The organism is Legionella sp. W05-934-2 (assembly GCF_964199965.1).
Lineage (GTDB): Bacteria > Pseudomonadota > Gammaproteobacteria > Legionellales > Legionellaceae > JAFIFT01.
In genome coordinates, this window is record NZ_CAXMZT010000003.1 from 1 (window position 1) to 22,969 (window position 22,969).

Sequence of the window (22,969 nt, forward strand, 5' to 3'; positions counted from 1 at the left end):
GCAACAGCGTAAGCAACAAGAGCAACAGCGTAAGCAACAAGAAGAGCAACAGCGTAAGCAACAAGAAGAGCAACAGCGTAAGCAACAAGAGCAACAGCGTAAGCAAGAAGAGCAACAGCGTAAGCAAGAAGAGCAACAGCGTAAGCAGATTGAACAGAAACTTAACCTGGAAAAAGAAAGAATAGAAGAAATTCTCAATCAGTTTGAAAATGCGATCCGCGATGATGTTGGTAAATTTGTACCGGATGCAAAAAATGCGGCGGGTGAAGTGCTTAAGAAGTTCAGACAAAATGCTAAGACGTATTTCAATGAACATCGCAAAGAAACAGCTGAAACATTCATCAAAAATTGCCAAACCGCTGTGAACACCCATGCAAAAGAATTGCAGCGCGATGTGAGTCTTTGGACTTATACCAAAAATATTTTAAAACAATTGATTAATGCGGTAATGTGGGTTTTTGGTATGGGATCTGGATTTTTCAAACTAGAACAATCGGCTGGGGTGATCGCTTCCGAAAAAGCCGAACAAGCCATTTCAAACGAGATTAATCCGAAAAACGCCAAATTATGAACTGGTCATCATAGGCGGTGCATAAGCGTCGTCTTTGGTGTTTTGTGATTCTGGTGCGGTTTTTCCATCCAACAACATTGAGGTAGTAACTGCCAAGGTATTGTTGGCAATATGTGAAGCAATAGCCGCCGGTAGTCCAAAATAAAGGGCTAATAATCCTAAATTTAGTCCAGACAGCGTACATAGCACACCTTGCACATAAGAGCCACTGTGATTATTGCCAATATGAGCGAGCCCAAACGCGACCGATGTGATTAGAATCGAAATTAAAGCAGCAGCGCTTAATCCAGAGGCAATCAATACCGTTGCAGTTGAAGGAATCAGCATTGGAATCAAAAGCAACAATGTCGGTTGCATAAAGCCACGAAACATCAATTCTTCCAAAATCGGGGCAAATAAAGACACATCCAAAGGGTCAAAATCGAATGTTTGAGGATTCGCTTTGTTAACATGGGTGTTAATAGGGAGAGACCTTTGCAAAACTTGAGCAATCGGAATCTTGATGAAAAAACTAGCGACACCCATGAATAGACCAACATGAAAATATGGAACGGCTACTGTACTAGAGACAATTACCAACCCCATAACCATAAAATAGGACAACGGATCATGGGTTTTATCCTTATTTTTTTGCGTTTGATTTGCAATCGTTTGGCCACTAGGGATAATCGCTGTGTTCGCAAGCTGTGCCGATGGATCAAAAAAACTCAATCCGGTAATGAAGGGATATTTTTTTTTATGGAAAGGAAGCGGGTTGGTAGATACATCATTACAAATCGATCGGTTGCTGCGCTCAACGGTTGATGCCATAATCCAACTTCCTCTATTTTAAACCCATGATAGAGATAGATTATCAAAAGCAATTAGCCTAACAGGCTATTGCTTTCGACCTAATACAGGGCGATTAATTTGAAATCAATATAGTATCTGCTTGGCAACTAATTGTCAATTAATAACCCAGATAGTCAAATCCGCAAAACAATTGGCTATTTTTATCCTTTTACGGCCTCGCCTGTGTGTATTTTAAAATTCAGCACAGCGTCAGCAAGGACTGCGTCAAACCAGCTTTTTGAATGTTCACATAATTATTAGCGAACGCTTCCCCAACTTTTTATCCTGGCTTTGCCACGTAAATCCGTTGGGAGATTATCATAGGCACGCCGGGCATCTTCATAATTGGGATAGCTACCATAAACTCCCACATAGCCCTCGCCTGAACGCACCGCGGCTGTCCGGTTATTTTTGGGCGCATGCATCAGCTCTTTTGCCACTTGCGAGGCTTTGCTTCCCCGGGAAATTTCAATGGTATAGCCGCCCGACTGCTGACGATTGACCCATTGCTCGTCTCGGGATTGCGGTGATTGGGGTGAGCGGTACCTGCCGACGTGATACGAATTCGGGACACTAATTGATTGCCCCTGATTATCGCCATAATCCCTTTGATAATAACCTTGCTGACCGTCATAATAATTGCCACCATCCGAGCCGTAATAACTATCATACTCGTCATAGGTATATCCTTGGTAGGGAATATAACTGGTAGAACGGTAATAAGACGTTGTCGAACAAGAGCAAAGCAATACTAACAAAAAGGGTATGAGATATTTCATGACTATCTCCTTAATTATTATTATCTTTCCTGAAAGCTAGGTGTTGGGCCAAGGCCCAACCTACAATTTTTATGTTTCCCCAAAAACCGCTCATTCCCGTAGGTTGGGCCTTGGCCCAACAATTGATTATTTCCATTTCACCCTTATTTAATTTAAGTATAGATACCAAACCACCATTTTTGCCACTAAGATCATTTAACGCCCCTTGAGCGGCTGACCGGTTTGCAGTAAAGTGATAACTTTAGACGAGAATCATGCTATGTGGACAGCCCGACGCTCCGGCCAACTCTATCAGCGAGGTCAACATGACCATCGAACCCCTTTTGAACGGGATAGGACGCGCGTAATACATTGTCCGGCTTTTCGTCGTTTACAACGTAAAACGCAAATTTTAGGGACTGATGAAGGCGATTTTCATCGCACTCGGCTTACCCATTCGTTAGAAGTCGCGTCCATTGGCCGAAGTGTGGTGCGCCACTTAAAGCATATCCACCCTGCTGAACATAATAATTGGCTTCCCTGTGATGACATCATCAGCGTGATTTGTTTACTCCATGATATCGGTCATCCGCCCTTTGGCCATGGCGGCGAAGTCGCACTCAATTACATGATGAGTGATTTTGGTGGCTTTGAAGGCAACGGTCAAACCTTGCGGCTGTTATCAAAAATAGAAACCAGTTATGGCAAATTTGGCTTAGACCTGACACGCCGAGCATTGCTAGGCATTCTCAAATACCCTGTTCCATTAAGCCAGGTTGTGGCAAAACAATTGCCGCCCAAAATAGCTAACTTCCATAAGAGCATTCGTATCAATGACTGGCTACCGCCCAAAGGGTATTTCGATTGTGAACAAGCGGTGGTTGACTGGATTCTGGACCCTTTATCCGACGAGGAAAAAACACTGTTTCAATCACTGTCAATTGCCCCAAGCGAGCACCAACATGGTAAAGCAGCCTTTCGTAATTTTGATTGTTCGGTAATGGATATTGCCGATGATATTGCTTATGGTGTCCACGATCTAGAAGATGCTATTTATTTACGATTAATCAGTCGTGAGCAATTTGAAGACGATCCATTAATGGATGCACTCGCTGAAACAAGCTTAGCCCATCCTGATTATGCCCTTTTAGATCATTTATTTAGCCAAGAAGCCTTTGAACGCAAGCAAGCCATTGGTGAGATGGTTAACTATTTTATCACAGCCAGCCAAATAAAAATTACCGATGAAACGTTTAAACAACCCATGTTACGGCACCAAGCCAAGCTCGAACCTCAAGCAAGGGTGTTGCTGGATAACTTAATCGATTTTATTTACAAACATGTGATCGATTCCCAGGAAGCGAGAACCTTTGAATACGGTGGTCAAACCGTTATTTTACGCTTGTTTGAAGCGATTGCTTCTAACCCAACCAGCCTGCTCGATCAAAAAAACCGTGTTATCTTTAAACAAAATGCGGAAATCGATGAAGCGGCTGCCATGCGCACCGTTTGTGATTATATCGCCAATATGACAGACGAATATGCCTATCGCATGCATGAACGACTATTTGGCTTTAATACACGAACGATTTTTGAAAGATTATAAGAAATGGCGTCCCCAAGGGGATTCGAACCCCTGTTACCGCCGTGAAAGGGCGATGTCCTAGGCCTCTAGACGATGGGGACCTAGATAAAATTTTCTTGCGAATTGTCCACCCAAAATGGCGTCCCCAAGGGGATTCGAACCCCTGTTACCGCCGTGAAAGGGCGATGTCCTAGGCCTCTAGACGATGGGGACCTAGATAAACAACTCACAATAGGGTAACTCTGGTGGAGCTAGGCGGGATCGAACCGCCGACCTCTTGCATGCCATGCAAGCGCTCTCCCAGCTGAGCTATAACCCCTAAAGCGAGTGCAAGTTTACTGAGGAAGCGCACTGATGTCAAGGGATTTGAGAAAATCCATAAAGCGAATACACGAATAATACTTGGCTTTTACGTGAACGTTTGCGTGACCGTATGCGTTACCGAACAGATCCATGGCAATCAAAAATTAGTGGTTAAAAATAATAATAAAAAGTGATAGTTTGCTCCAAGTGTCCGTGCGATTTCCAACTCTATAATAGGGTCTTATTGTAGGAATAAACTAGTTCGGAAACGGAGACGGAAACGCAAACGTTCACGTATTCTCTATGAAAGGATTAAATAGATCATAACGCACTGTTTTCCCTGACCATGAACAAGTCGGAGGCAATAAAGGGGGTAGATGAACTGGCCATTTAACCACCACACGAGGACAAGGAATACTTAAAGCACACTCAATCAACTCTCTGGCATCAGCATCCGGACCAATCATCGTTTGCAAAGCCTGCAAATCTTTTTTCACCAACGCTGATTTCTGCCGTTGCGGATGCATCGGATCAATATAGATGAGGTCAATGTTTTGAGCCACATCTTTCAAAAGATCTTTCGCTTCACCCGGAATTAACTCCACTGACAAGTGTTGCTTATCTTCCGGGGACTGTCGTGAAATACCATCTAAAAGCAATGCCTGCATAACGGGATTTCGTTCAAATAAGATGACCTTTGCACCAAAACTGGCTAATAATGCCGCATCACGGCCCCAACCAGCAGTGGCGTCGATGACTGTCATCCCAGGCTTTATTTTACAGGCTTTGATGATGTCTTGGCGCTTACCTTGCGCTGTTCGTTTGCGCCAGGTTTTCCAACTAAAATCAACTTGCATGGGCTTAAATGATGCTAATTTTAGCCATAACCCCTGAGCGGTGACTTGCAGTTGATTGTTGGCTTTATTATCGATATTGAGCTTTAATTGCCGAGCGAGAGAGACGGCCTGACTTTGGTGGGATTCATCAATGCAGGCAATGGCAATCTCATCCCTCATCTTCAAAGTTTCACTTAAGGCAACAAACTAATATCAGCAACTTGCTGTAAATTAAGCTGCAACTGTCTTAATAAAGCCAAACGGTTTTGCTTAACGGCTTCTTCGTCGACCATGACCATCACCTGATCAAAAAACGTATCCACCGGTTCTTTTAAGGCAGCTAGATGAGACAAAGCCGTCTCATAATCTTTGTCACGATTGGCTTTCTGGCATTCCAATTGGGTCACTTGTAATTGTTGCCATAGCTGTTTTTCAGCCGGCTCGACGAGTTGCTTTTCATTGATATTTTCCTGATTCACGCTCGCCTGTTTGAGAATATTGCCAACCCGCTTACTAGCACTTGCCAATGATTCACAGGCCGGTGATTGAACAAAGGTAACGAGTGCGGCCATTCGTTGGCCAACGTCATAAACATCATCATTGGAAACAGCCAAGACCGCATCCACTTGATGGGGTGTTACATGCTGTGCGACCAAATGGGATTGCAATCTGTCGAGGATAAAGGGTTTGAGTTGGTCCAGCTGAGATTCTTTGCTATCGATTGTGTTTTCAAAGGATGCTTTGGCGTCGCTTATCAGTTCATTGAGCGAGAAATGAATGGGTTGTGCCAACAGCATGCGTACAATGGCTAAAGCATGGCGGCGGCATTTAAAGGGATCTTTCATCCCAGTTGGTTTTTTGCCTTGCAAAAAGATACCCACCAAGGTATCCATTCTATCCGCCAGTGATAGCAACCATCCTAAGGAAGACTGCGGTAAATCATCGGCAGCAAAGCGGGGGAAGTATTGTTCATGCAATGCTAAAGCAACCGCTTCCTCTTCACCGTCATGCTGAGCATAATAATACCCCATCAAGCCTTGCAACTCCGGAAATTCACCAACCATACCTGTCATGAGATCGCATTTGCTTAATGCGGCAACGCGCATAACCTGCTCGGCTGATAGACCCAATCGGGGTGCATAAATTGACATCACTTTTGCAATGCGCTCGGCCTTATCCTTCAAGGTGCCCATTTGTTGTTGAAAAACCACATGCCCCGTCATGGCAATATGGTCTTGCAAACAATGCTTTTTATCTTGTTCAAAAAAGAATGCCGCATCGCTTAAGCGAGCACGCATGACTTTTTCGTTGCCTTCTATCACCCGCTTTGGATCCTGGCTTTCAATATTACTAATAAAGATAAATTGATTGATAAGCTCACCGGATTCTTTTTTGAGCGCAAAACTTTTTTGATGGGATTGCATCGATGCAATTAATGCCTCGGCTGGCACCTCGAGAAAACGCTGGTCGAAATTAGCACATAAGGCAACCGGCCACTCCACAATTGAGGTCACTTCATCAAGCAATGATTGAGGCATCACTGCATTGGCATGGTGTTTCTTGGCTAACGCGTGAATTTGTTCATGAATCATGTGTTGACGTTTAGCAAAATCAACCACCACAAACGCTTGATGTAACTGGGCTTCATAGGTTTCAGGTGATTGAATTTCAATGGCTTGCGGCGCATGGAAACGATGGCCATGGCTAAACTTATCCGCGTTCACACCAAATAATTGGCAAGGAATAACGCGGCCTCCATACATCATCAGTAACCAATGAACGGGCCGAACAAACGAGTCATCCCCTGCTCCCCAGCGCATGGGCTTGGCAATCGGTAGTTGACTGAGTGCTTCCTCAAATAAAGCCGGCATCACTTCCTGGACGGGTTTGCCTTTGATCGTTTGGTTAAATACCAACCAACTACCCTTATCCGTCTCCAACGTTTCAAGGTCAGAGGGGCTAACACCGCATGATTGCGCAAACCCGATTAATGCTTTACTGGGATGGCCCGATTCATCATAAGCCGCCGCCAACGCTGGTCCGCGTCGTTGGTTGGTTTGCTCTGGTTGCTCCGCCGCAAGCTGCTTAATGTATATCGCCAGCCGTCTGGGTGATGCATAGGCTAAGACCGCTTGGTGTACTAATTGATGCTTTTGCAATAGCCCTGAAATGGCCGCTTGCAAGGCATCCGAAAGTGATTTAACCGCCGCTGAGGGCAACTCTTCGCACCCGAGTTCAAATAAAAAATCTTGCATCATTGTTCCTCTTTTGTGCGAAGTAGGGGAAATCCTAACGCCTCTCGGGACTCATAATAGGCTTGGGCCACTGCTCGGGATAACTGCCGAACGCGTAAAATAAATCGTTGCCTTTCCGTTACTGAAATCGCGTGCCGCGCATCTAATAGGTTGAATGTATGGGAGGCTTTCATCACCATTTCATAGGCAGGCAATGGCAATTTGACCTCAATCAGACGATTGACTTCCTGCTCGTAAAAATCAAACTGCTTGAACAGTTCATCAACGTTTGCGTGTTCAAAATTATATGTGGACATTTCCACTTCGTTTTGATGAAACACATCACCGTAAGTAATCACACCCTGCTCGGTTTCACACCAAGGTAAATCAAAGATATTATCCACATTCAACACATACATGGCAATCCGCTCAAGCCCATAGGTTAACTCACCCATAATCGGCTTACAGGTCAACCCCCCTGCTTGTTGAAAATAGGTGAATTGGCTAATCTCCATGCCGTTTTGCCACACTTCCCAGCCCAAGCCCCAAGCGCCCAACGTCGGCGATTCCCAGTTATCTTCGACAAAACGAATATCATCGGTTAAGGGATCGGTGCCTAAGGCTATCAAAGAATTCAAATAACGCTGTTGAATATCAATGGGAGAGGGTTTCATCACCACTTGCAATTGGTAGTAGTGTTGCAAGCGATTGGGGTTTTCACCATAGCGACCATCTGTCGGCCTGCGCGAGGGTTGCACATAAACCGAATACCAAGGCTCCGGACCAATCGCTTTCAAAAACGTCGCCGGATGAAATGTCCCGGCCCCTACTTCCATATCAAGCGGTTGGAGCACAACACAGCCTTGATCCGCCCAAAATTGTTGCAGCGTTAAAACGATATCTTGAAATGACGTGATTTTCTTTCGTGTCATGAGCCTAAGCCAGTCCGAGTAATTAAGATGGGTAGGATAGAATCTGCTCGCAAAAAAATCAATCCTTCAGCGGATAATTCCTACCTCATCACCATGAAAAAGTCTAATTATCTCTTACGTGAATGTTTGCGTTACCATAACCATTACCGAACTTAAGCAGGTCAGCTGAAACTTTGAAGTCATTTGGGCGTATTGCGGTAACGGTTACGGTAACGCAAACGTTCACGAATATTACATTTTTGGCCCTGGCATCAAGGATTATATCGGCCAATCGGTTTCATGATACGCACTTTCCCAAAAAAGCCACTCTAATTGGCTTGATTTAATAAACGCCTCAACCATTTGCTTAGCTGTTTTATCGGACGCCTCTGCTCCCAGCTCATTAGCAATATTAACCGCACATTGGACGGATTCTTCGAATGCCTCGCCCGAATATAACTGGATCCAATCCGCATAAGGGTGATTGGGGTGAAGTGCTGCTAGCATTTGCTTGCCTACTTCATGGTAGATATAAAAACAGGGCAAAAGGCCTGCGACCGCTTCCTCAATGGACGATATGCTCGCCATGCGCAGGAGGTAATTGGTATACATAAAGCACGCTGGACTGGGATTTTTCCTCGATAAAAGGTTACTATTTAGCCCCTGATAATGGTTGATATAGCCAACGTGAAGGTCGCGCTCAGCCTGGATAGCGCCCAGGGCAAATTGAATAAACTGGGTCGCATGAGGGTGATGTTGGAGCCTTGCAGCAGCCATGGAGAGCGCCCGCGAATAGTCACCTAAATAGAGCGCATCTTGGATGATATACACCATAAATGTCTGTTGCGATAATGTGCCAGCTTTTAGTTCAAGATTAAATGGATGGCAGTAAATTGCTTCTAAAATGGGCTGGGTTGCTTGAAGCATTTGGTTAATGATCATGACATCGATTTCCTAAAAAATAAAAGTGATCAATGGGGCCATTGCCTTTGCCAAGAGAATAATCTTTTCCCGATTCAATCGCTCGACTAATATAGTGTTTAGCGGTCTTAACCGCATCTATCAAAGTTAGGCCTTGTGCTAAATAAGAGGCAATGGCAGAAGACAAGCTGCATCCTGTCCCATGGGTATTTTTTGTTTCCACCCGTTTCTCTTCAAACCAATGACATTGATTGGCTTTAACGTCATAAAGCACATCGGGGGCAACGGATGCATTAAGATGGCCTCCTTTGATGAGAACATGGATGTCATAGGCTTTGCCGAGTTCAACTGCAGCAGCTTGCATTACCGCTTTATTGGTAATTTCGTATTGTAACAATTGTTCTGCTTCAAAGAGATTGGGGGTTATTAAATGCACTAAGGGGAATAAATCCTCTTTTAGCATTGTCATCGTCTCCATGTGCAATAACAACGACCCATCCTTGGCTACCATCACGGGATCAAACACCACCGGATTTGGCTTAAAACTGGCTAGCGTCTTACAAATCACCTTGATAATCCGCTGATCATGGAGCATGCCAATTTTAACCGCATTGATAGTCACATCGGTAAACACCGATTCGAGTTGTTGTTGGACAAAATCCGCGCTTACCGCTTCAATGGTTTGTACCCCTTGGGTGTTCTGAGCAACGAGTGCTGTCACCACGGCCGCCGCATAGCCTCCTGTGGCAGAAATGGCTTTGATATCGGCATGAATCCCAGCCCCGCCTGAAGGGTCTGTCCCGGCAATGCTTAAGACACAAGCTAAATTAGATTGCTTCATAATCTTCTCGCTTTGGAAATTGTGATAATGCATCAACAAAATGCATTTTAAAGGAACCAGGTCCCATGGCATGTTTCGCCGCTAATTCACCACAGACACCATAAAAATTGATAGCAGCACGAGCGGCAACATGGGGATCGCTTTCCACCCCATGAAATGCCGCGATGACTGCGGTCAATAAACACCCTGAGCCGGTGATGAAGGGCATAATCGGTACCCCGCGTTCACATCGGTTAACCTTATCGTTTGTAACAATCACATCGGTTTTGCCAGTGATAGCCACCGTTGCCTGTAATTTCGTTGACAGCCCGTGAGCTGAATCAATGACATCACTGCCGTTTAGGGTGGAATCCACCCCTTTGGTGGTTTGCATCTTCCCGCATAAGGCTAATATCTCACTGGCGTTACCGCGAATAGTGGCAAATTGATATTGTTCCAACAAACTTAAGCACGTTGTTGTTCGATATTGACTGGCTCCTGCTCCCACGGGATCAAAAATCAGGGGTTTATTCATCTCATTAGCCGCCCTACAGGCGGCTTCACATAACCGAATAAAGGGTTCATCTAACGTCCCGAGGTTTATCACCACACACTGTGCTATCCGGACCAAGTCGCGCACTTCCTCCATTGCATGCGTCATGATGGGAGATGCGCCCACACTTAGTAGGCCATTGGCTATAAAATCCATGGTGACGTAATTGGTCAGGTTTAAAACCAAAGGCCGTTGTTGTTTGATTGCTTCCACCAGGGTAGCTATTTGCTTATACATGGTCTTTTCCTTTTCGTATTTGTTGAATCAATTGGCTAGCCGCTCGCGAAGGGCTCGGATGGTCATGAAGCGCGCTGACTACAGCAATGCCGGCAGCGCCTTGTTTTATGACCTCGCAGGCATTGTCATGGGTAATACCCCCAATAGCGACCACGGGATGGTGGCTTTTTTGCACGACTTCTTTTAACCCCGCTAAACCCCAAATGGTTTGACAATCAGTTTTTGTTTGACTGGGAAAAACGGCACTGGCAGCCACATAATCAAGCGCTTCCAATTGATTGGCAACGTTTAGTTGTGCCAACGATTCAATGGAATAGCCAATTAATTTATCTGATCCAAGTAACGCGCGTGCCCGTGCTGGACTGCAATCCGATTGGCCAATATGTACCCCATCCGCATCGATTTCTGCCGCTAATGCCACATAATCATTGATGATCAAAGGAACGGAATAAGGCGAAAGGAACTGTTTGATGGCGATCGCTGTTTTGCGAATGACAGGCAATGGATTGGTCTTATCACGATACTGAACAGCGGTCACACCCCCTTCAATAACTTGGCCAAGAAAATCGAGGTAGGCCGGCAGGGAGTCGTGTTGGTAGTTAGTGACTAAGCATAGCGCTAGTGAGTCTATCATGGTCTTTCTCCTTTTGAAGAAGGAGAAAGTTTAGCAATAGGGCTTAAAGCCACATCACTAAACTCACGCTCCCTCCGCAGGCATTACCCAGTGCAGGTTCTAAGGGTTTTTCTCAGCTTCGCATGCGCAAAGCACCCCTGGTGATTTTGCCGAGATTGTAAGAGCTTCGAGATGGGATGTCAATTACACCCCCAAGAACTTCAAGGCCCAAATTATCCTTACGTAAACGTTTGCGTTACTGTAACCGTTACCGAACCTAGCCAGGTCAACCAACACTCTGAAAAATTTGAGTATTTTTCGGTAACGAAGACGGTAACGCAAACGTTCACGAGTAGATTGCTCTTTATTTCCTTATTAAAAGAACTAAAATAGGTGTGAATATAAAGTTAAATTAATAGCAACTTGATGGTATTATTGTCGACGGTCCCTCCTCTCCCGACGTGCCGCGACTCGTTCGCGGCATCCAGAAATGCATACTAGGACACCAATGGTTCTGGTAAAACGGTACATCGTCCTGGATACCGCGCATAAAGCGCGGTACGTCGGGGGTTTAAATTTCGCTTAGATTGCTGAGAAACAAGTGATGGCAAGTCGGGAGTGGGGAGAACAAATGATAATCTATACTCCTATATAATAAAATTTTTAGTGTTCTAAAACCATGACCTACCAAATCAATGTAATCGGCGCTGGTCGCTTGGGGCAGCACTGGCTGGCTGCGCTTTCTTCCCAAGACGACATCCATATTCAACAAGTTGTCAGTCGTCACCTGGCTGCATCGGAAAGCAATTGGCCGGTGGTTGATTCGATTGATAAGCTAAAATCGGCAGATATCACCTTTCTTTGCGTGGAAGATGACGAGATTGCTTCCGCCATTGAGGCCCTAGCACGCCACTCAAAAATCCCCCATCAATCCATTTTTGTTCATTGCGCGGGCAGCTTAAGCAGCGATATATTATCGCCATTAGCCAATCTTGGCGCACTGGTTGCCAGTGTTCATCCATTAAGAGCGTTTACCCGACAAATCGATGCCAACGCGTTCCACCGCTGTCCTGTGAGCCTTGAAGGGGATCCCTTAGCGATTAATCAACTCATCCCCCTTTTACAAAATTTGGGGGCACAGCCTTTTGTCATCGATAAATATCAGAAAATGCTTTATCACAGTGCATGCACCCTCGCAAGCAATGGCCTTGTTGGCTTAGCCCATGCAGCCAATAAGCTATTTCAAACCTGTCGAATCGACAATCGCTTAGCCAATCATTTAACCTTATCCTTGATGTCAGCGAGTTTAAACAACTGTCATCACAATAACCATTTGCTCGATGCATTAACGGGGCCTATTGTTCGAGGAGATAAGCACACCGTCCAATCACACCTAGAGACCCTTGCTTCTCATCCGGATATCCTAATGCTTTACCGGCAACTAAGTGAACAACTATTATCTTTAATCAATGCACAGGATTCATTAGAAAACTGGCTTGAAAAGGACGTTAACAAATCATCCTAACAGATTTAGGATTTACGCAAAAAAGCCAAGGTCGAGGCATAAAAAGTTTTTAATGAGGGAGTTTAGATACACTAAATGACCGAATTGGAAACTATTTATAACGAAGAGATTGGCGTTTTGCGTAAATCCTGGGATTTTTACTTTTCAACCCCGGGGCTGTATAATCATTGGTTTCATAACCATGAGAAACCCTGGTGTTCTCTCACAAAGGCTGTAGTGAAATGACCAAGCTCATCGATATCCCTGTTGTTATTGAAAGTGGCAGAAAATACCAAACCGAGCAGGGGTTTTCTGCGATCAAAGATGGGGTAAAAACTTCCCACCAAGCCCATGAACGCTTACCTAAACCCAAATGGCTGAGGGTGATAGGTCATACCAGTGAAAAATATAAAATGGTCAAAGCGGAAGTCGACAAACATCGATTAGCCACCGTGTGCGAGGAAGCCAAATGTCCTAACATCGGTGAATGTTGGTCGCATGGAACCGCTACAATCATGTTAATGGGGGCTGTTTGTACCCGAGCGTGCCGATTTTGCTCCGTGGATACCGGCAATCCGCGTGGATGGCTTGATAAAGATGAGCCTGAAAAAGCAGCGCATTCTGTTGAGGTGATGAATTTAGATTATGTGGTGCTAACGTCGGTGAATCGAGACGATCTTCCCGATGGCGGTGCCCAACATTATGCCGACGCCATCCGAGCGATTAAAAATCGCTGCCCCAAAACCAAGGTGGAAGCCTTAACCCCCGATTTTCAAGGGGACGAAAAAGCGGTTGCCACCCTGCTCGATAGTGGTGTGGATGTGTTTGCCCAAAACGTTGAAACCGTGGAGCGATTAACCCACCCCGTTCGCGACAACCGTGCTGGCTACTGGCAAACCATCAATGTGTTAGCCTATGCCAAACGCTATCGCCCCGATGTACTGACCAAAACCAGTTTGATGCTGGGGCTTGGTGAAACCGATGAAGAAATTGTGGCTTGCATGCACGATCTTCGCGCCAATGATATCGATATCCTAACATTAGGCCAATACCTTCAACCCACCCGCAACCACCTACCCGTTGTTCGCTATGTCACCCCCGAACAATTCAAGCAATTCCGAGAAATTGGCCTTGCTATGGGATTTTTTGAGGTAGCATCCGGCCCACTCGTGCGTTCAAGTTACCGGGCTGACAGGGTATTTAAGAAGAACAATTTGGACTTATAACGACCGCATAAAAGCCAATTCATTGTTATTCGCTGATAAATTGGGTATATTGGATCAGTTATTAACTTATTTCTTCGGGAGTAACTCTATGAATAAATTGATAGGCTTAGCCGCAGGCGCCACATTAGCATTATCCTCATCGGCTTTTGCTTTTACCCCTATGTATCTAACCACCCACAACAATACCAGTGTCGAATCAAATGCTTGGGTCAATGGTCAACCATCCCCCTACCCAACCAAACCAAATTCAACCAAACAAGTGGTTTGGGGGCTTGTTCAACTAGCTTGCGCGCCGATTATTGTCAATGGGACATGTTCAGCGGATGTTAAAATGGAAACAAACACAGCTCACCCTGTGACGCTAGGCAGGCTTACGATGGATCTTCGATCCGGTGTTATCACCCCAGCCGTTGTGGCAGCAAATGGATATCGTTTGACTGTTAATGGTCCTGGTGAAGTGACATTGACAAAGGACTAAGTCAGTCGATTGCTTAGTTCCCCGTATTACGGCTTCGCCTAATACGGGCTAAGATATTATGAGACGCAATAAATTAGACCACACAAAAATAGTAACCCGCATTAGCAAAGCGTAATGCGGGTACCAATCTTATATCATCACATAGATTGAGAGGGACTAGAATGCTGCTCATCTTCCGCTTCTTCATCACCCGACTCGTTGCTTTGAGATGATGTTTCTAATTCGGTTGGCGTAGCATCCATAGGTAGAACATCTTGTTGCTCTTCACCGGAAAATTCTGATGTTTGCATACTCTCTGGACTGTTTCCAACCGCATCATTGACCATTGATAGGTATAATGTATAAGCCACTTCAGGAGTGCAAAGATCACTTTGCATCAACATACCCATCGTGCTTTGAGAACTGACAAACGCTACTGTGACAACATGAAAGTGATCATCATGCGGATCAAAAACATGGACATGACTGCCATGATTAACTTGTGCCCCACTGGCAAAAAACGATTGTTTGCTAACTGCCGCAGGTGGCTGAGTTGGTTGTGTTGAAAACATAGAACTTAATGAACTACCCATTTGAATACTCCTTTAGTTAAAAAAACTTGGCCATTATTGGGAATATCCATCGGACTGTCAATAGCGTATATTTGCGGTACCAGTGTCTGCATAGGAAAGAAAATTTTTACTTTTACGGTAACGCAGACGGTAACGCTAACGTTCACGAATTTAGTAATCGATATGCACGTGAACTCATCAAGAACGTTGATTGGTATAGATTGCTTCGCTTTGCTCGCAAAGACGGAGCTTCTAAAAAATTGTCTGTACAAATTTGGACGCAGGTAAAAACCCACATTTAAATTGAAAAAAAAGCCGCAAAAGCGGCTTTTTTTAAACAACAGCTTGAATTACTTCTTCATGGCTGGCTTTTCATCAACGCCATCCATTTTCCAAACGATTTGGCCGCCGAGTAAGTGGGCATGGGCATCTGCTCGACCATTAACATTGAACGTACTCGTTCCAATAAACTGCGTCTTGTTGATAGGTGGCTTATTAGCTGCCCATAGGTAGGTATAACCCACGTCAACACCAATATCAGGACGTGCTTGATAATGACCGCCCACAGAAAGAGCCCAACGATCGTCATCAGGCAAGCGGACTGTTCTGAACGCATCCCTTGTTGGCGTTTGGTCATAGCCACCACCAAAGGTTACCATCAACTTCTCATTGACTTTGACGTTAGCACCCAGTGCGCCCCGCCATGCATTGCGATAGTTTTCGCTCGAGCTGGAGTTAGCGACTACATTAAACACTTGCCCTGCTGGAGCAGTTGAAACACCCGATGCGGCCACATTTTTAAGTTGGATTGTTCGTAGGACATTCCATCCGGTGAACACAACTGAGCCTAGTAAAGCAACACGCTCATTAACATCTTGATAAGCACTCAAAGTCACAACTTCTGGAAATTCAATCCGATTACTTTGCAAGTTATTGACTCTGAAAGTACCATTTGCCCAGGTTGCAGCAGCAAGAACATTCGTTGCGGTATTTGCCAAAGGACCTCTTAATTCACTATACCCATTAAATTTGTGTTTGACCTTTGATTCATAGTTTAAACCCACTCTGGTGTGATTATCATTAAAGACAAGCATACCACCCGCATGAAAGCCAACCCCTGTGGAATGGCCTTTATTATAACTCAAAGAATCTAAGCCTGTAGGGTTATTGATGCCAGTTTGTAACGTAGAAATGAAACTGGCCAACGCTGGTGAACCAAGATATTGATTAAATTTAACTTTCGCATATTGCAAATCGATCCCTGCGCCTAAAAAGAAATGCTCCGTCAGTTTACCACCAATTGAAGGTGATAGATTCACGACTAGCAACTCGCTCTTTTCCGCGGCATAGCGAACGGGAGTGGTTGAATCCCATAAGGTAGATAAACCAAAGGGGGAAACCAAGCTTAGACCAAAGGTCACTGTGTCGGTTAAAGGACGCGCATAATGGAAGGATGGAACAAAAGCATTCTCAGCGCCATCAATATTATTGAATGTCTGACGATAGGTGAGGACGGTGCCTGGAACTGCAGGATTTGGAGTCGTATAAACCGTCCTACCCGACACTTTCGACGTAGGAAACACACCCACCCCACCAAACACCGCCTGCTGATCGTGGATCAAGGCCAAACCAGCTGGGTTGAACCAAGCCGTTGAGGCGTCTCGGGCTTCTGCTGCCACACCGGCGCCGAAGTTTCCGACGGAGTAGCCATTGCTTTCGGTGTACAATGAAAATCCACCCGCTTGGGCGGTTGTGCTCGCAATTACAGCAAGGACCGCTGAACTGACTAGTGTACGAATGGGTTTATACATGTGTTTCACACTAAACTCCTGTTAAAAATTATGTCTGACGTGTTTAAGACGAACTAATCCATCATAAAATAATTTAATAGGAATTCAAATGAAAAATAATAAAAATACCTTTATTTTCTAATTACATAGGCATTTATTTTTCACTAAGATACATCCAAAGCCACCATGGATTATTTTGAGCCAGATATACCATCCCCCCCCTACCTGGCATTCTTCTATTGAGCTGGCCACAGCAAACATGGTATTTTTAACCCTTTTGAGGTTAGCGAGTCATCCATGCCTTTTATTGTTTGTAAATTTGGCGGCACCTCCGTGTCAACAGCTGAAAATTGGCACAATATTGCCACGATTTGCCGCCAACATCATGGTCAAAATCACCAAGTGATCGTTGTCTGCTCGGCATATAGCCAGGTCTCCAACTTGCTGGAAAAAGCCATTGAAGCAGCCCTTGTAAACCAATATCAGTCGATTGTTGAGGACATCAAACAAAAATATCAATCGCTACTCGCGGACTTATCCTTAGAGTCATCCCTTCTTTCCACTTGGTATGAGCAGTTGGAAAAATGGCTGCAAGGCATTGCCCTCTTAGGAGAAGCCTCACCCAAAACCCATGCCAACATTCTCGCTCTGGGTGAGCTGATGATGTCACAATTAGGACAAGCCTTTCTTAGCAAACAAGGCTTAGACTCTGACTGGTTGGATGCTCGCCAGCTATTAACCACACGTCATCAGCCTGGTGGTCATGCGATCAACTACTTGGCAGCTCGTTGCCAGGCCGAACCCAATCCAACGCTCATCAAAAAATTAACAGATGACGGCAAGCAAGTGTATGTCACCCAAGGGTTTATTGCCCATAATGAAGAAGGCGAAACGGTGCTCTTAGGGCGAGGTGGCTCCGATACTTCCGGTGGCCTAATCGCTGCAACAGTCGAAGCAAAAGCCTGTGAAATATGGACGGATGTGCCGGGGATTTATACGGCCAACCCGTATGAGTTGCCTAACGCACGTCTATTGAAGCAATTAAATTATGATGAAGCCCAAGAAATTGCCACCATGGGGGCTAAAGTGTTGCATCCTAATTGCATTCCCCCCGTGCGTGCTGCCAACATCCCGTTATCGGTGAAATATACCCGACTACCGGAGCATCCTGGAACCAAAATTGGCCTTGAAACGGATGAATATGCCCCGCCGATTAAATCGATTCAATTGAAAAACAACGTTATGCTCCTGTCCATTGATACCTTAACCATGTGGCAACAAGTTGGATTTTTAGCCGATGTATTCCAAGCCTTCAAAACCTACGGGTTTTCGGTCGATCTGCTCTCTTCGTCTGAATTTAATGTCACCGTGTCGTTGGATAACAGCGCCAAATTGCAAGACCCACGCGCATTAAAACAATTGGTGAATGCGTTAAAACAATTTGGTCATGTGCGCATCATTGAACCCTGCTCAGCGGTGAGTTTAGTAGGCCATCGCATCCGCACGGTTTTGCCCCAATTGGGGCCAACATTAGCCCTTTTTGATGCCCAACAAATTTATATGATGTCGCTCGCTTCCAATGATTTGAATTTAACCTTTGTGGTGGATGAATCACAAGCGACGAAGTTATGTCAAAAATTGCATGCGTTACTCATCGAAAACAACCCGCAAAGTTATTACTACTCGAAAAGTTGGCGAGAAGAATTTGGTGAGGTGGAATCCTTGCCAACGCCCTGGTGGGAGGAAAAAAAAGCTGCTTTGTTAAAACTGGCGAAAACCCAATCCCCGGCATATGTGTATGATTTAGAAACAATCGCTCAACAAGCGAGCAAACTAAAACAACTGACTGCCATTGATACGCTATATTATGCCATCAAAGCCAATCCCAATCCGGCAATCTTGAAGCAATTAGCCAGCCAAGGGGTCCGCTTTGAGTGTGTATCAAAAGCTGAGATTGACCATGTGCGTAAGACATTGCCCAAATTAGCCGCTGACCACATCCTTTTTACCCCCAATTTTGCAGCAAAGCAAGAATATGACTATGCCTTAAATTTGGGGTGCCATGTCACCATTGATAATGCCTACCCCCTCCTCCAATGGCCGGATCTATTTAGCCAGAAAGCCATCCTCCTTCGCATCGACCCAGGCAGTGGGGCTGGCCACCATAAATATGTTTGTACCGGTGGCAATGAATCGAAATTTGGCATTGTCCAAGACCAATTGACCCAACTCAAAGACCATTGCCAACAACACCACATCACCATTAAAGGCTTACACGTTCATTCTGGCAGTGGCATATTAACCCCCGAACTCTGGCAAAAAACTGCTTTGATGCTAGCAGAAATCGCTCAGCAATTGCCCGATGTCAGCGTGATTAATTGCGGTGGCGGTTTAGGAATTGTGGAAAAACCCGGGCAAACACCGCTTGATTTAGTTGCCTTAAATGAGGCGTTATTAGCCATCAAAGCCCAGTACCCTCACTTGCAGTTTTGGCTAGAACCCGGTCGCTACTTTGTCGCGGAAAGTGGAGTGATTCTTGCCAAAGTGACCCAACTCAAACAAAAAGGCGATGTTCGCTTTATCGGCATTGAAACTGGGATGAATTCGCTGATACGTCCTGCTTTGTATGGGGCGTATCACCCGATTTTCAATTTAACGAAGTTAGATAAACCGATTGCCTTGATGGCAAATATCGTTGGCCCGATTTGTGAATCGGGCGATACGTTAGGGTATGATCGGGGAATGCCCACCACCGAAGAAGGCGATGTTATCCTCATTGCCAACACTGGCGCTTATGGATATTGCATGGGTTCACACTACAATTTGCGCCCACCAGCTCATGAGTTAACGTTATGACCATCCTGGATGCCAAGCAACGGCAAGACGCCACCGATCCGACCCGATCCTTTTTGGTGCAAGCGCCTGCAGGCTCCGGCAAAACAGAAATGCTCTCCCAACGGTTTTTGCGCCTATTATCAACGGTCAACGCCCCTGAGCAAATCATTGCCCTCACCTTTACCCGAAAAGCCGCCAGTGAGATGCGCGAACGGATTATCCTTGCCCTCAAACGGGTTGCTGCTGGACAAGAGCCGCAATCGTCTCACCAACAACAAACCCATGATTTTGCAAAAGCAGTCCTTGCCCAAGATGCGCGTTGTCAATGGCAAATACTCAATCAACCCGCTCGCTTAAAAATCATGACCTTGGATGCCTTATGCCAATCCATTTGCCAAGCCATGCCCATCCAAGAAAAAGCCATACCGTTTGCTAACATCACCGAAAATGCCGACTGGTATTGCCGACAGGCCGCCCGGCAATGCATTGAATATGCGTTGAAGGAGTCACACTGGCAAACACCCATGTCGGGGTTATTATTGCATCTGGATAACCGCGTGGATAAGCTCATTGACTTATTTGCTGATATGCTCATGCAGCGTGAACAATGGATGCATTTGGTTTTAAGCGCTCAATCCGCGCCCAAAGAAGCCTTTGAGGAAGCGTTAGCCTTAATTGAACGGCACACCATTGATCGCTTTATCGATGTGACACCTGTCGAAATCCGAAGCCGACTACAACAATTAGCCCAACAAGCGGCATGCGTGGATGATAAAATCAATTCGCCCCGCGAGCCGTTAAGATTCTGGTCTGAGTTTAGCCATTTAGACAAGACCATATTACATGGCCTCGCTTCCTTATTGCTTACCGGAAAAGACGAACTTCGCAAGCAATTTGACCACCATGTGGGGGTGAGCAAAACAAGTTGCCATAATGAAAGTCTGTACCAACAAATCAAAGAAGACTCGATGAGTTTGCTAGAAACATTGGCTGAAAACCCCGATTTTGTTGATGCATTGATTCGAGTGAAAAATTTACCACCCAGTCAATACGATGATAATCAATGGACCATTTTAGCGTATTTATTGCAACTGTTACCGCTTTTAGCCGCCCACTTGCAAGTGTTGTTTGAAGAAGATGAAGTCCTTGATTTTACGGCAGTCTCCCAACAAGCCATTAGCGCCTTAGGCGATGAGCAAACACCAACCGATCTCGCCCTTTATTGGGACAATTCCATTCATCACTTACTCATTGACGAATTCCAAGATACCTCAATCCAACAATATCAGTTAATCGAAAAACTGGTGGCTGGATGGCAGCAGAACGATGGCAAGACATTATTTTGTGTGGGCGATCCCATGCAATCGATTTATCGCTTTCGCCAAGCCGAAGTCGGTTTATTTTTAAGAGCTCGCTATCATGGCATAGGTCCGGTGAAATTGGACTATTTACAATTAAAAATGAATTTTCGCTCCTGCGAACAAATTGTCAGCTGGTTTAACCAAGCATTTACCCCCATTTTTCCTGCCCAAGAAGACATTGAATTAGGCGCGATTAGTTTTTCCAATTCAGAGCCCGCCTTGCCTGCCATAGAAGATAGCTTCATTCAAGCCGCTTCCTATGATGACAAAGTGCAGGAGGCCGAAGCAATCGTTGAAAATATCGAGCTGTTACTTAAGACCTATCCCCAAGATACCATTGCCTTATTGGCACGTTCACGCAACCATCTTCGCCCCATATTGGCGTTATTAAGAGAGCAACGCATCCCTTTTCAAGGCGTCGATATGGACTTATTGACCACCCTACCCCACATCCAAGATGTTTGGAGCCTAACGACCGCTTTGCTCAATCCCGCGAATCGGCTCAGTTGGTTTGCATTGATGCGCGGACCGTTTTGTGGGATTAAACTCGATGATTTATTACAAATCGGCAAAGCATCGCGGCATCGCCCTATTTATGAGGTGCTTGCCAATTTAGAGGATTTAAACGAAATCTTGACCGAAGACGGGGTTAAGCGCGCTCGTTATTTTTTCCAAATCATGAGCCAAGCACTCCGGCAGCGTTATCATAAACCCTTATCCTTATGGATCTGGGAAACTTTTCACGCATTTCAAGGACCGTCGCTTTTCCAAGCCAACGAAATTGCAGATTTGGAACAATATTGGCAATTGTTAACCAAGCACGATAAAGCCGGTACCATTGATGATGTCAATTATTTTCGCAAGCAACTGGATGCCCTATATGCCCAACAAAGCCAAGCCTGCCCATTGCAAGTGATGACTATCCATAAGTCCAAAGGATTAGAGTTTGATACGGTTATTTTACCGCAACTCAGTGCCACCAATGCCAACCATGACCGTCCATTACTAAGATGGCTGAAATTGCCGCGTGAACAGCAAGCCCCTTTATTTTTATTGGCCCCAATCAAAGCCTCCGATCAGGAGCGCTGCCCACTGTATGATTTTCTTTCCAACCTGGATCAAGAGAAAGAACACTTTGAAAAGCAGCGATTATTGTACGTGGCTATAACCCGTTCGAAAAAGCGTTTATGTTTATCCGGCATTAAAAAGGTGGCAAACTCAAGTTTTCAGTCCTTGCTGAAACATATCGATTTTGAGCCATGCGAAAACCAAGAAAATAGACAACACCAAACACCGCCGTTAACGCTTTATCGAATTGACGATACATTAGTCGAGAACTACCGTCCAAAGACCGTGATTTTCCAGTCGTCTTTTCAAGCCAAGGATCGGTTGGATAATTATGCGTCTGTCGTTGGCTCCGTCGTGCACTTGCTTTTGCAACAAGCAGTCGATAATCACTGTCAACATTTAGAGCAATTAAATTGGGGGCCAGCGCATCATGCCATTCAACAACAAGTCGTCCATCTGCCTTTGCAGCAATCCATTGAGAAGCAATGCCTGTCACTGATTACTCAGTTTTATGCCTGCCCAACGGCGCAATGGCTGATTAAACCCCGACAAAAAGCCTATGCCGAATATCCCCTCCTCGTTCAATCTGACGAAAAACCCAAACAGCAAATTATCGACTTGTTTTTTTATGACGAGGATCAAGGTTGGTGGGTGATTGATTATAAAACGTCAAGCTTTGAAGACAACAAACACACCGATTATGTTAACCAGGTCAATGGCTATGCACATGCGTTAAAACAGTTATTATCCCTTGAACAAATCCGCTGCGGGGTTTATTATCTTGGCGACAACAAATGGATGCATTGGGTAAATTAGATACATTTGAGCGAGTCAACTGGGTACTGCGGACTAGTCCTGCGTGAGGGACAGCTTTTTAAACAAATGTTATTAGTATTATAGTTATGACCTTAATGTGTAATCCGACGTCCCGCGGCTTGTCCCTGAGGGATAGACACTTTTTAAAACAGAGTATTCGCATAATA

Annotated in this window: 18 protein-coding genes, 3 tRNA genes and 1 riboswitch; of the genes, 7 read left to right on the forward strand and 14 right to left on the reverse strand. The window is 45.1% G+C overall.

From position 1 onward, the window contains the following. The coding region (locus AB3348_RS03630; RefSeq protein WP_367606200.1) for a hypothetical protein at positions 1–571 on the forward strand (571 nt) is incomplete at its 5' end. On the opposite strand, the gene AB3348_RS03635 is transcribed toward AB3348_RS03630, so the two are convergent. Both AB3348_RS03635 and AB3348_RS03640 read right to left on the reverse strand, forming a co-directional pair. Then, positions 566–1,381, reverse strand: coding sequence for a CPBP family intramembrane glutamic endopeptidase (locus AB3348_RS03635; protein WP_367606201.1), 816 nt, complete (start codon positions 1,379–1,381; stop codon positions 566–568). The genes AB3348_RS03630 and AB3348_RS03635 overlap by 6 nt on opposite strands. 278 nt (positions 1,382–1,659) lie before the next feature. Next, positions 1,660–2,181, reverse strand: a complete 522-nt coding sequence (locus AB3348_RS03640; RefSeq protein WP_367606202.1) for an SPOR domain-containing protein — start codon at positions 2,179–2,181, stop codon at positions 1,660–1,662. A 259-nt stretch (positions 2,182–2,440) separates the two neighbouring features. On the opposite strand from AB3348_RS03640, the gene AB3348_RS03645 reads away from it, so the two are divergent. Beyond that, entirely contained in the window at positions 2,441–3,766 is a 1,326-nt protein-coding gene (locus AB3348_RS03645; RefSeq protein WP_367606203.1) for an anti-phage deoxyguanosine triphosphatase, read from the forward strand. A gap of 4 nt (positions 3,767–3,770) precedes the next feature. Here AB3348_RS03645 and AB3348_RS03650 read toward each other — a convergent pair. The 10 genes from AB3348_RS03650 to thiE all read right to left on the reverse strand — a co-directional run bounded on the left by AB3348_RS03650 (position 3,771) and on the right by thiE (position 11,194). Continuing rightward, positions 3,771–3,846, reverse strand: a tRNA-Glu gene (locus AB3348_RS03650). Positions 3,847–3,882: 36 nt separating this feature from the next. Then, a tRNA-Glu gene (locus AB3348_RS03655) sits at positions 3,883–3,958 on the reverse strand. A gap of 30 nt (positions 3,959–3,988) precedes the next feature. Next, positions 3,989–4,064, reverse strand: a tRNA-Ala gene (locus AB3348_RS03660). 274 nt (positions 4,065–4,338) lie between these two features. Continuing rightward, a complete protein-coding gene (locus tag AB3348_RS03665) occupies positions 4,339–5,064 on the reverse strand; it encodes a class I SAM-dependent methyltransferase (protein ID WP_367606204.1) in 726 nt (241 codons plus the stop codon). Positions 5,065–5,078: 14 nt separating this feature from the next. Then, positions 5,079–7,142, reverse strand: a complete 2,064-nt coding sequence (glyS, locus tag AB3348_RS03670) for a glycine--tRNA ligase subunit beta (protein WP_367606205.1) — start codon at positions 7,140–7,142, stop codon at positions 5,079–5,081. After that, positions 7,139–8,050, reverse strand: coding sequence for a glycine--tRNA ligase subunit alpha (glyQ, locus tag AB3348_RS03675; RefSeq protein ID WP_367606206.1), 912 nt, complete (start codon positions 8,048–8,050; stop codon positions 7,139–7,141). Before glyQ ends, glyS begins: the two co-directional genes overlap by 4 nt. 258 nt (positions 8,051–8,308) lie before the next feature. Beyond that, positions 8,309–8,971 carry a thiaminase II gene (tenA, locus tag AB3348_RS03680; protein WP_367606207.1) on the reverse strand — a complete coding sequence of 221 codons (663 nt, stop codon included), beginning with the start codon at positions 8,969–8,971 and terminating at the stop codon, positions 8,309–8,311. After that, positions 8,961–9,791, reverse strand: a complete 831-nt coding sequence (gene thiD, locus AB3348_RS03685; protein WP_367606208.1) for a bifunctional hydroxymethylpyrimidine kinase/phosphomethylpyrimidine kinase — start codon at positions 9,789–9,791, stop codon at positions 8,961–8,963. Before thiD ends, tenA begins: the two co-directional genes overlap by 11 nt. After that, complete coding sequence (thiM, locus tag AB3348_RS03690) at positions 9,778–10,560, reverse strand: hydroxyethylthiazole kinase (protein ID WP_367606209.1); 783 nt, start codon at positions 10,558–10,560, stop codon at positions 9,778–9,780. Before thiM ends, thiD begins: the two co-directional genes overlap by 14 nt. After that, positions 10,553–11,194, reverse strand: coding sequence for a thiamine phosphate synthase (gene thiE, locus AB3348_RS03695; RefSeq protein WP_367606210.1), 642 nt, complete (start codon positions 11,192–11,194; stop codon positions 10,553–10,555). Before thiE ends, thiM begins: the two co-directional genes overlap by 8 nt. 51 nt (positions 11,195–11,245) lie before the next feature. Next, positions 11,246–11,343, reverse strand: a riboswitch (TPP riboswitch). Between the two features lie 509 nt (positions 11,344–11,852). Here thiE and AB3348_RS03700 point away from each other — a divergent pair. The 3 genes from AB3348_RS03700 (at position 11,853) to AB3348_RS03710 (ending at position 14,381) form a co-directional block, all read left to right on the forward strand. Then, entirely contained in the window at positions 11,853–12,698 is an 846-nt protein-coding gene (locus AB3348_RS03700; RefSeq protein WP_367606211.1) for a Rossmann-like and DUF2520 domain-containing protein, read from the forward strand. A 221-nt stretch (positions 12,699–12,919) separates the two neighbouring features. Continuing rightward, entirely contained in the window at positions 12,920–13,903 is a 984-nt protein-coding gene (gene lipA / locus AB3348_RS03705; RefSeq protein ID WP_367606212.1) for a lipoyl synthase, read from the forward strand. A gap of 88 nt (positions 13,904–13,991) precedes the next feature. Further along, positions 13,992–14,381: a hypothetical protein gene (locus AB3348_RS03710; RefSeq protein WP_367606213.1), complete on the forward strand. Its 390-nt coding sequence runs from the start codon at positions 13,992–13,994 to the stop codon at positions 14,379–14,381. 137 nt (positions 14,382–14,518) lie between these two features. Here the strand turns inward: AB3348_RS03710 and AB3348_RS03715 are convergent, their stop codons facing one another. Next, positions 14,519–14,953 carry a hypothetical protein gene (locus AB3348_RS03715; RefSeq protein WP_367606214.1) on the reverse strand — a complete coding sequence of 145 codons (435 nt, stop codon included), beginning with the start codon at positions 14,951–14,953 and terminating at the stop codon, positions 14,519–14,521. A 329-nt stretch (positions 14,954–15,282) separates the two neighbouring features. Continuing rightward, entirely contained in the window at positions 15,283–16,752 is a 1,470-nt protein-coding gene (locus tag AB3348_RS03720; RefSeq protein ID WP_367606215.1) for an OmpP1/FadL family transporter, read from the reverse strand. A gap of 267 nt (positions 16,753–17,019) precedes the next feature. Here AB3348_RS03720 and AB3348_RS03725 point away from each other — a divergent pair, with 267 nt between their 5' ends. Together AB3348_RS03725 and AB3348_RS03730 are read left to right on the forward strand one after the other, a co-directional pair. Continuing rightward, positions 17,020–19,578, forward strand: a complete 2,559-nt coding sequence (locus AB3348_RS03725) for a bifunctional aspartate kinase/diaminopimelate decarboxylase (protein WP_367606216.1) — start codon at positions 17,020–17,022, stop codon at positions 19,576–19,578. After that, positions 19,575–22,802, forward strand: coding sequence for a UvrD-helicase domain-containing protein (locus tag AB3348_RS03730; protein ID WP_367606217.1), 3,228 nt, complete (start codon positions 19,575–19,577; stop codon positions 22,800–22,802). The genes AB3348_RS03725 and AB3348_RS03730 overlap by 4 nt, the downstream gene beginning before the upstream one ends. The last annotated feature ends 167 nt before the right edge of the window (positions 22,803–22,969 follow it).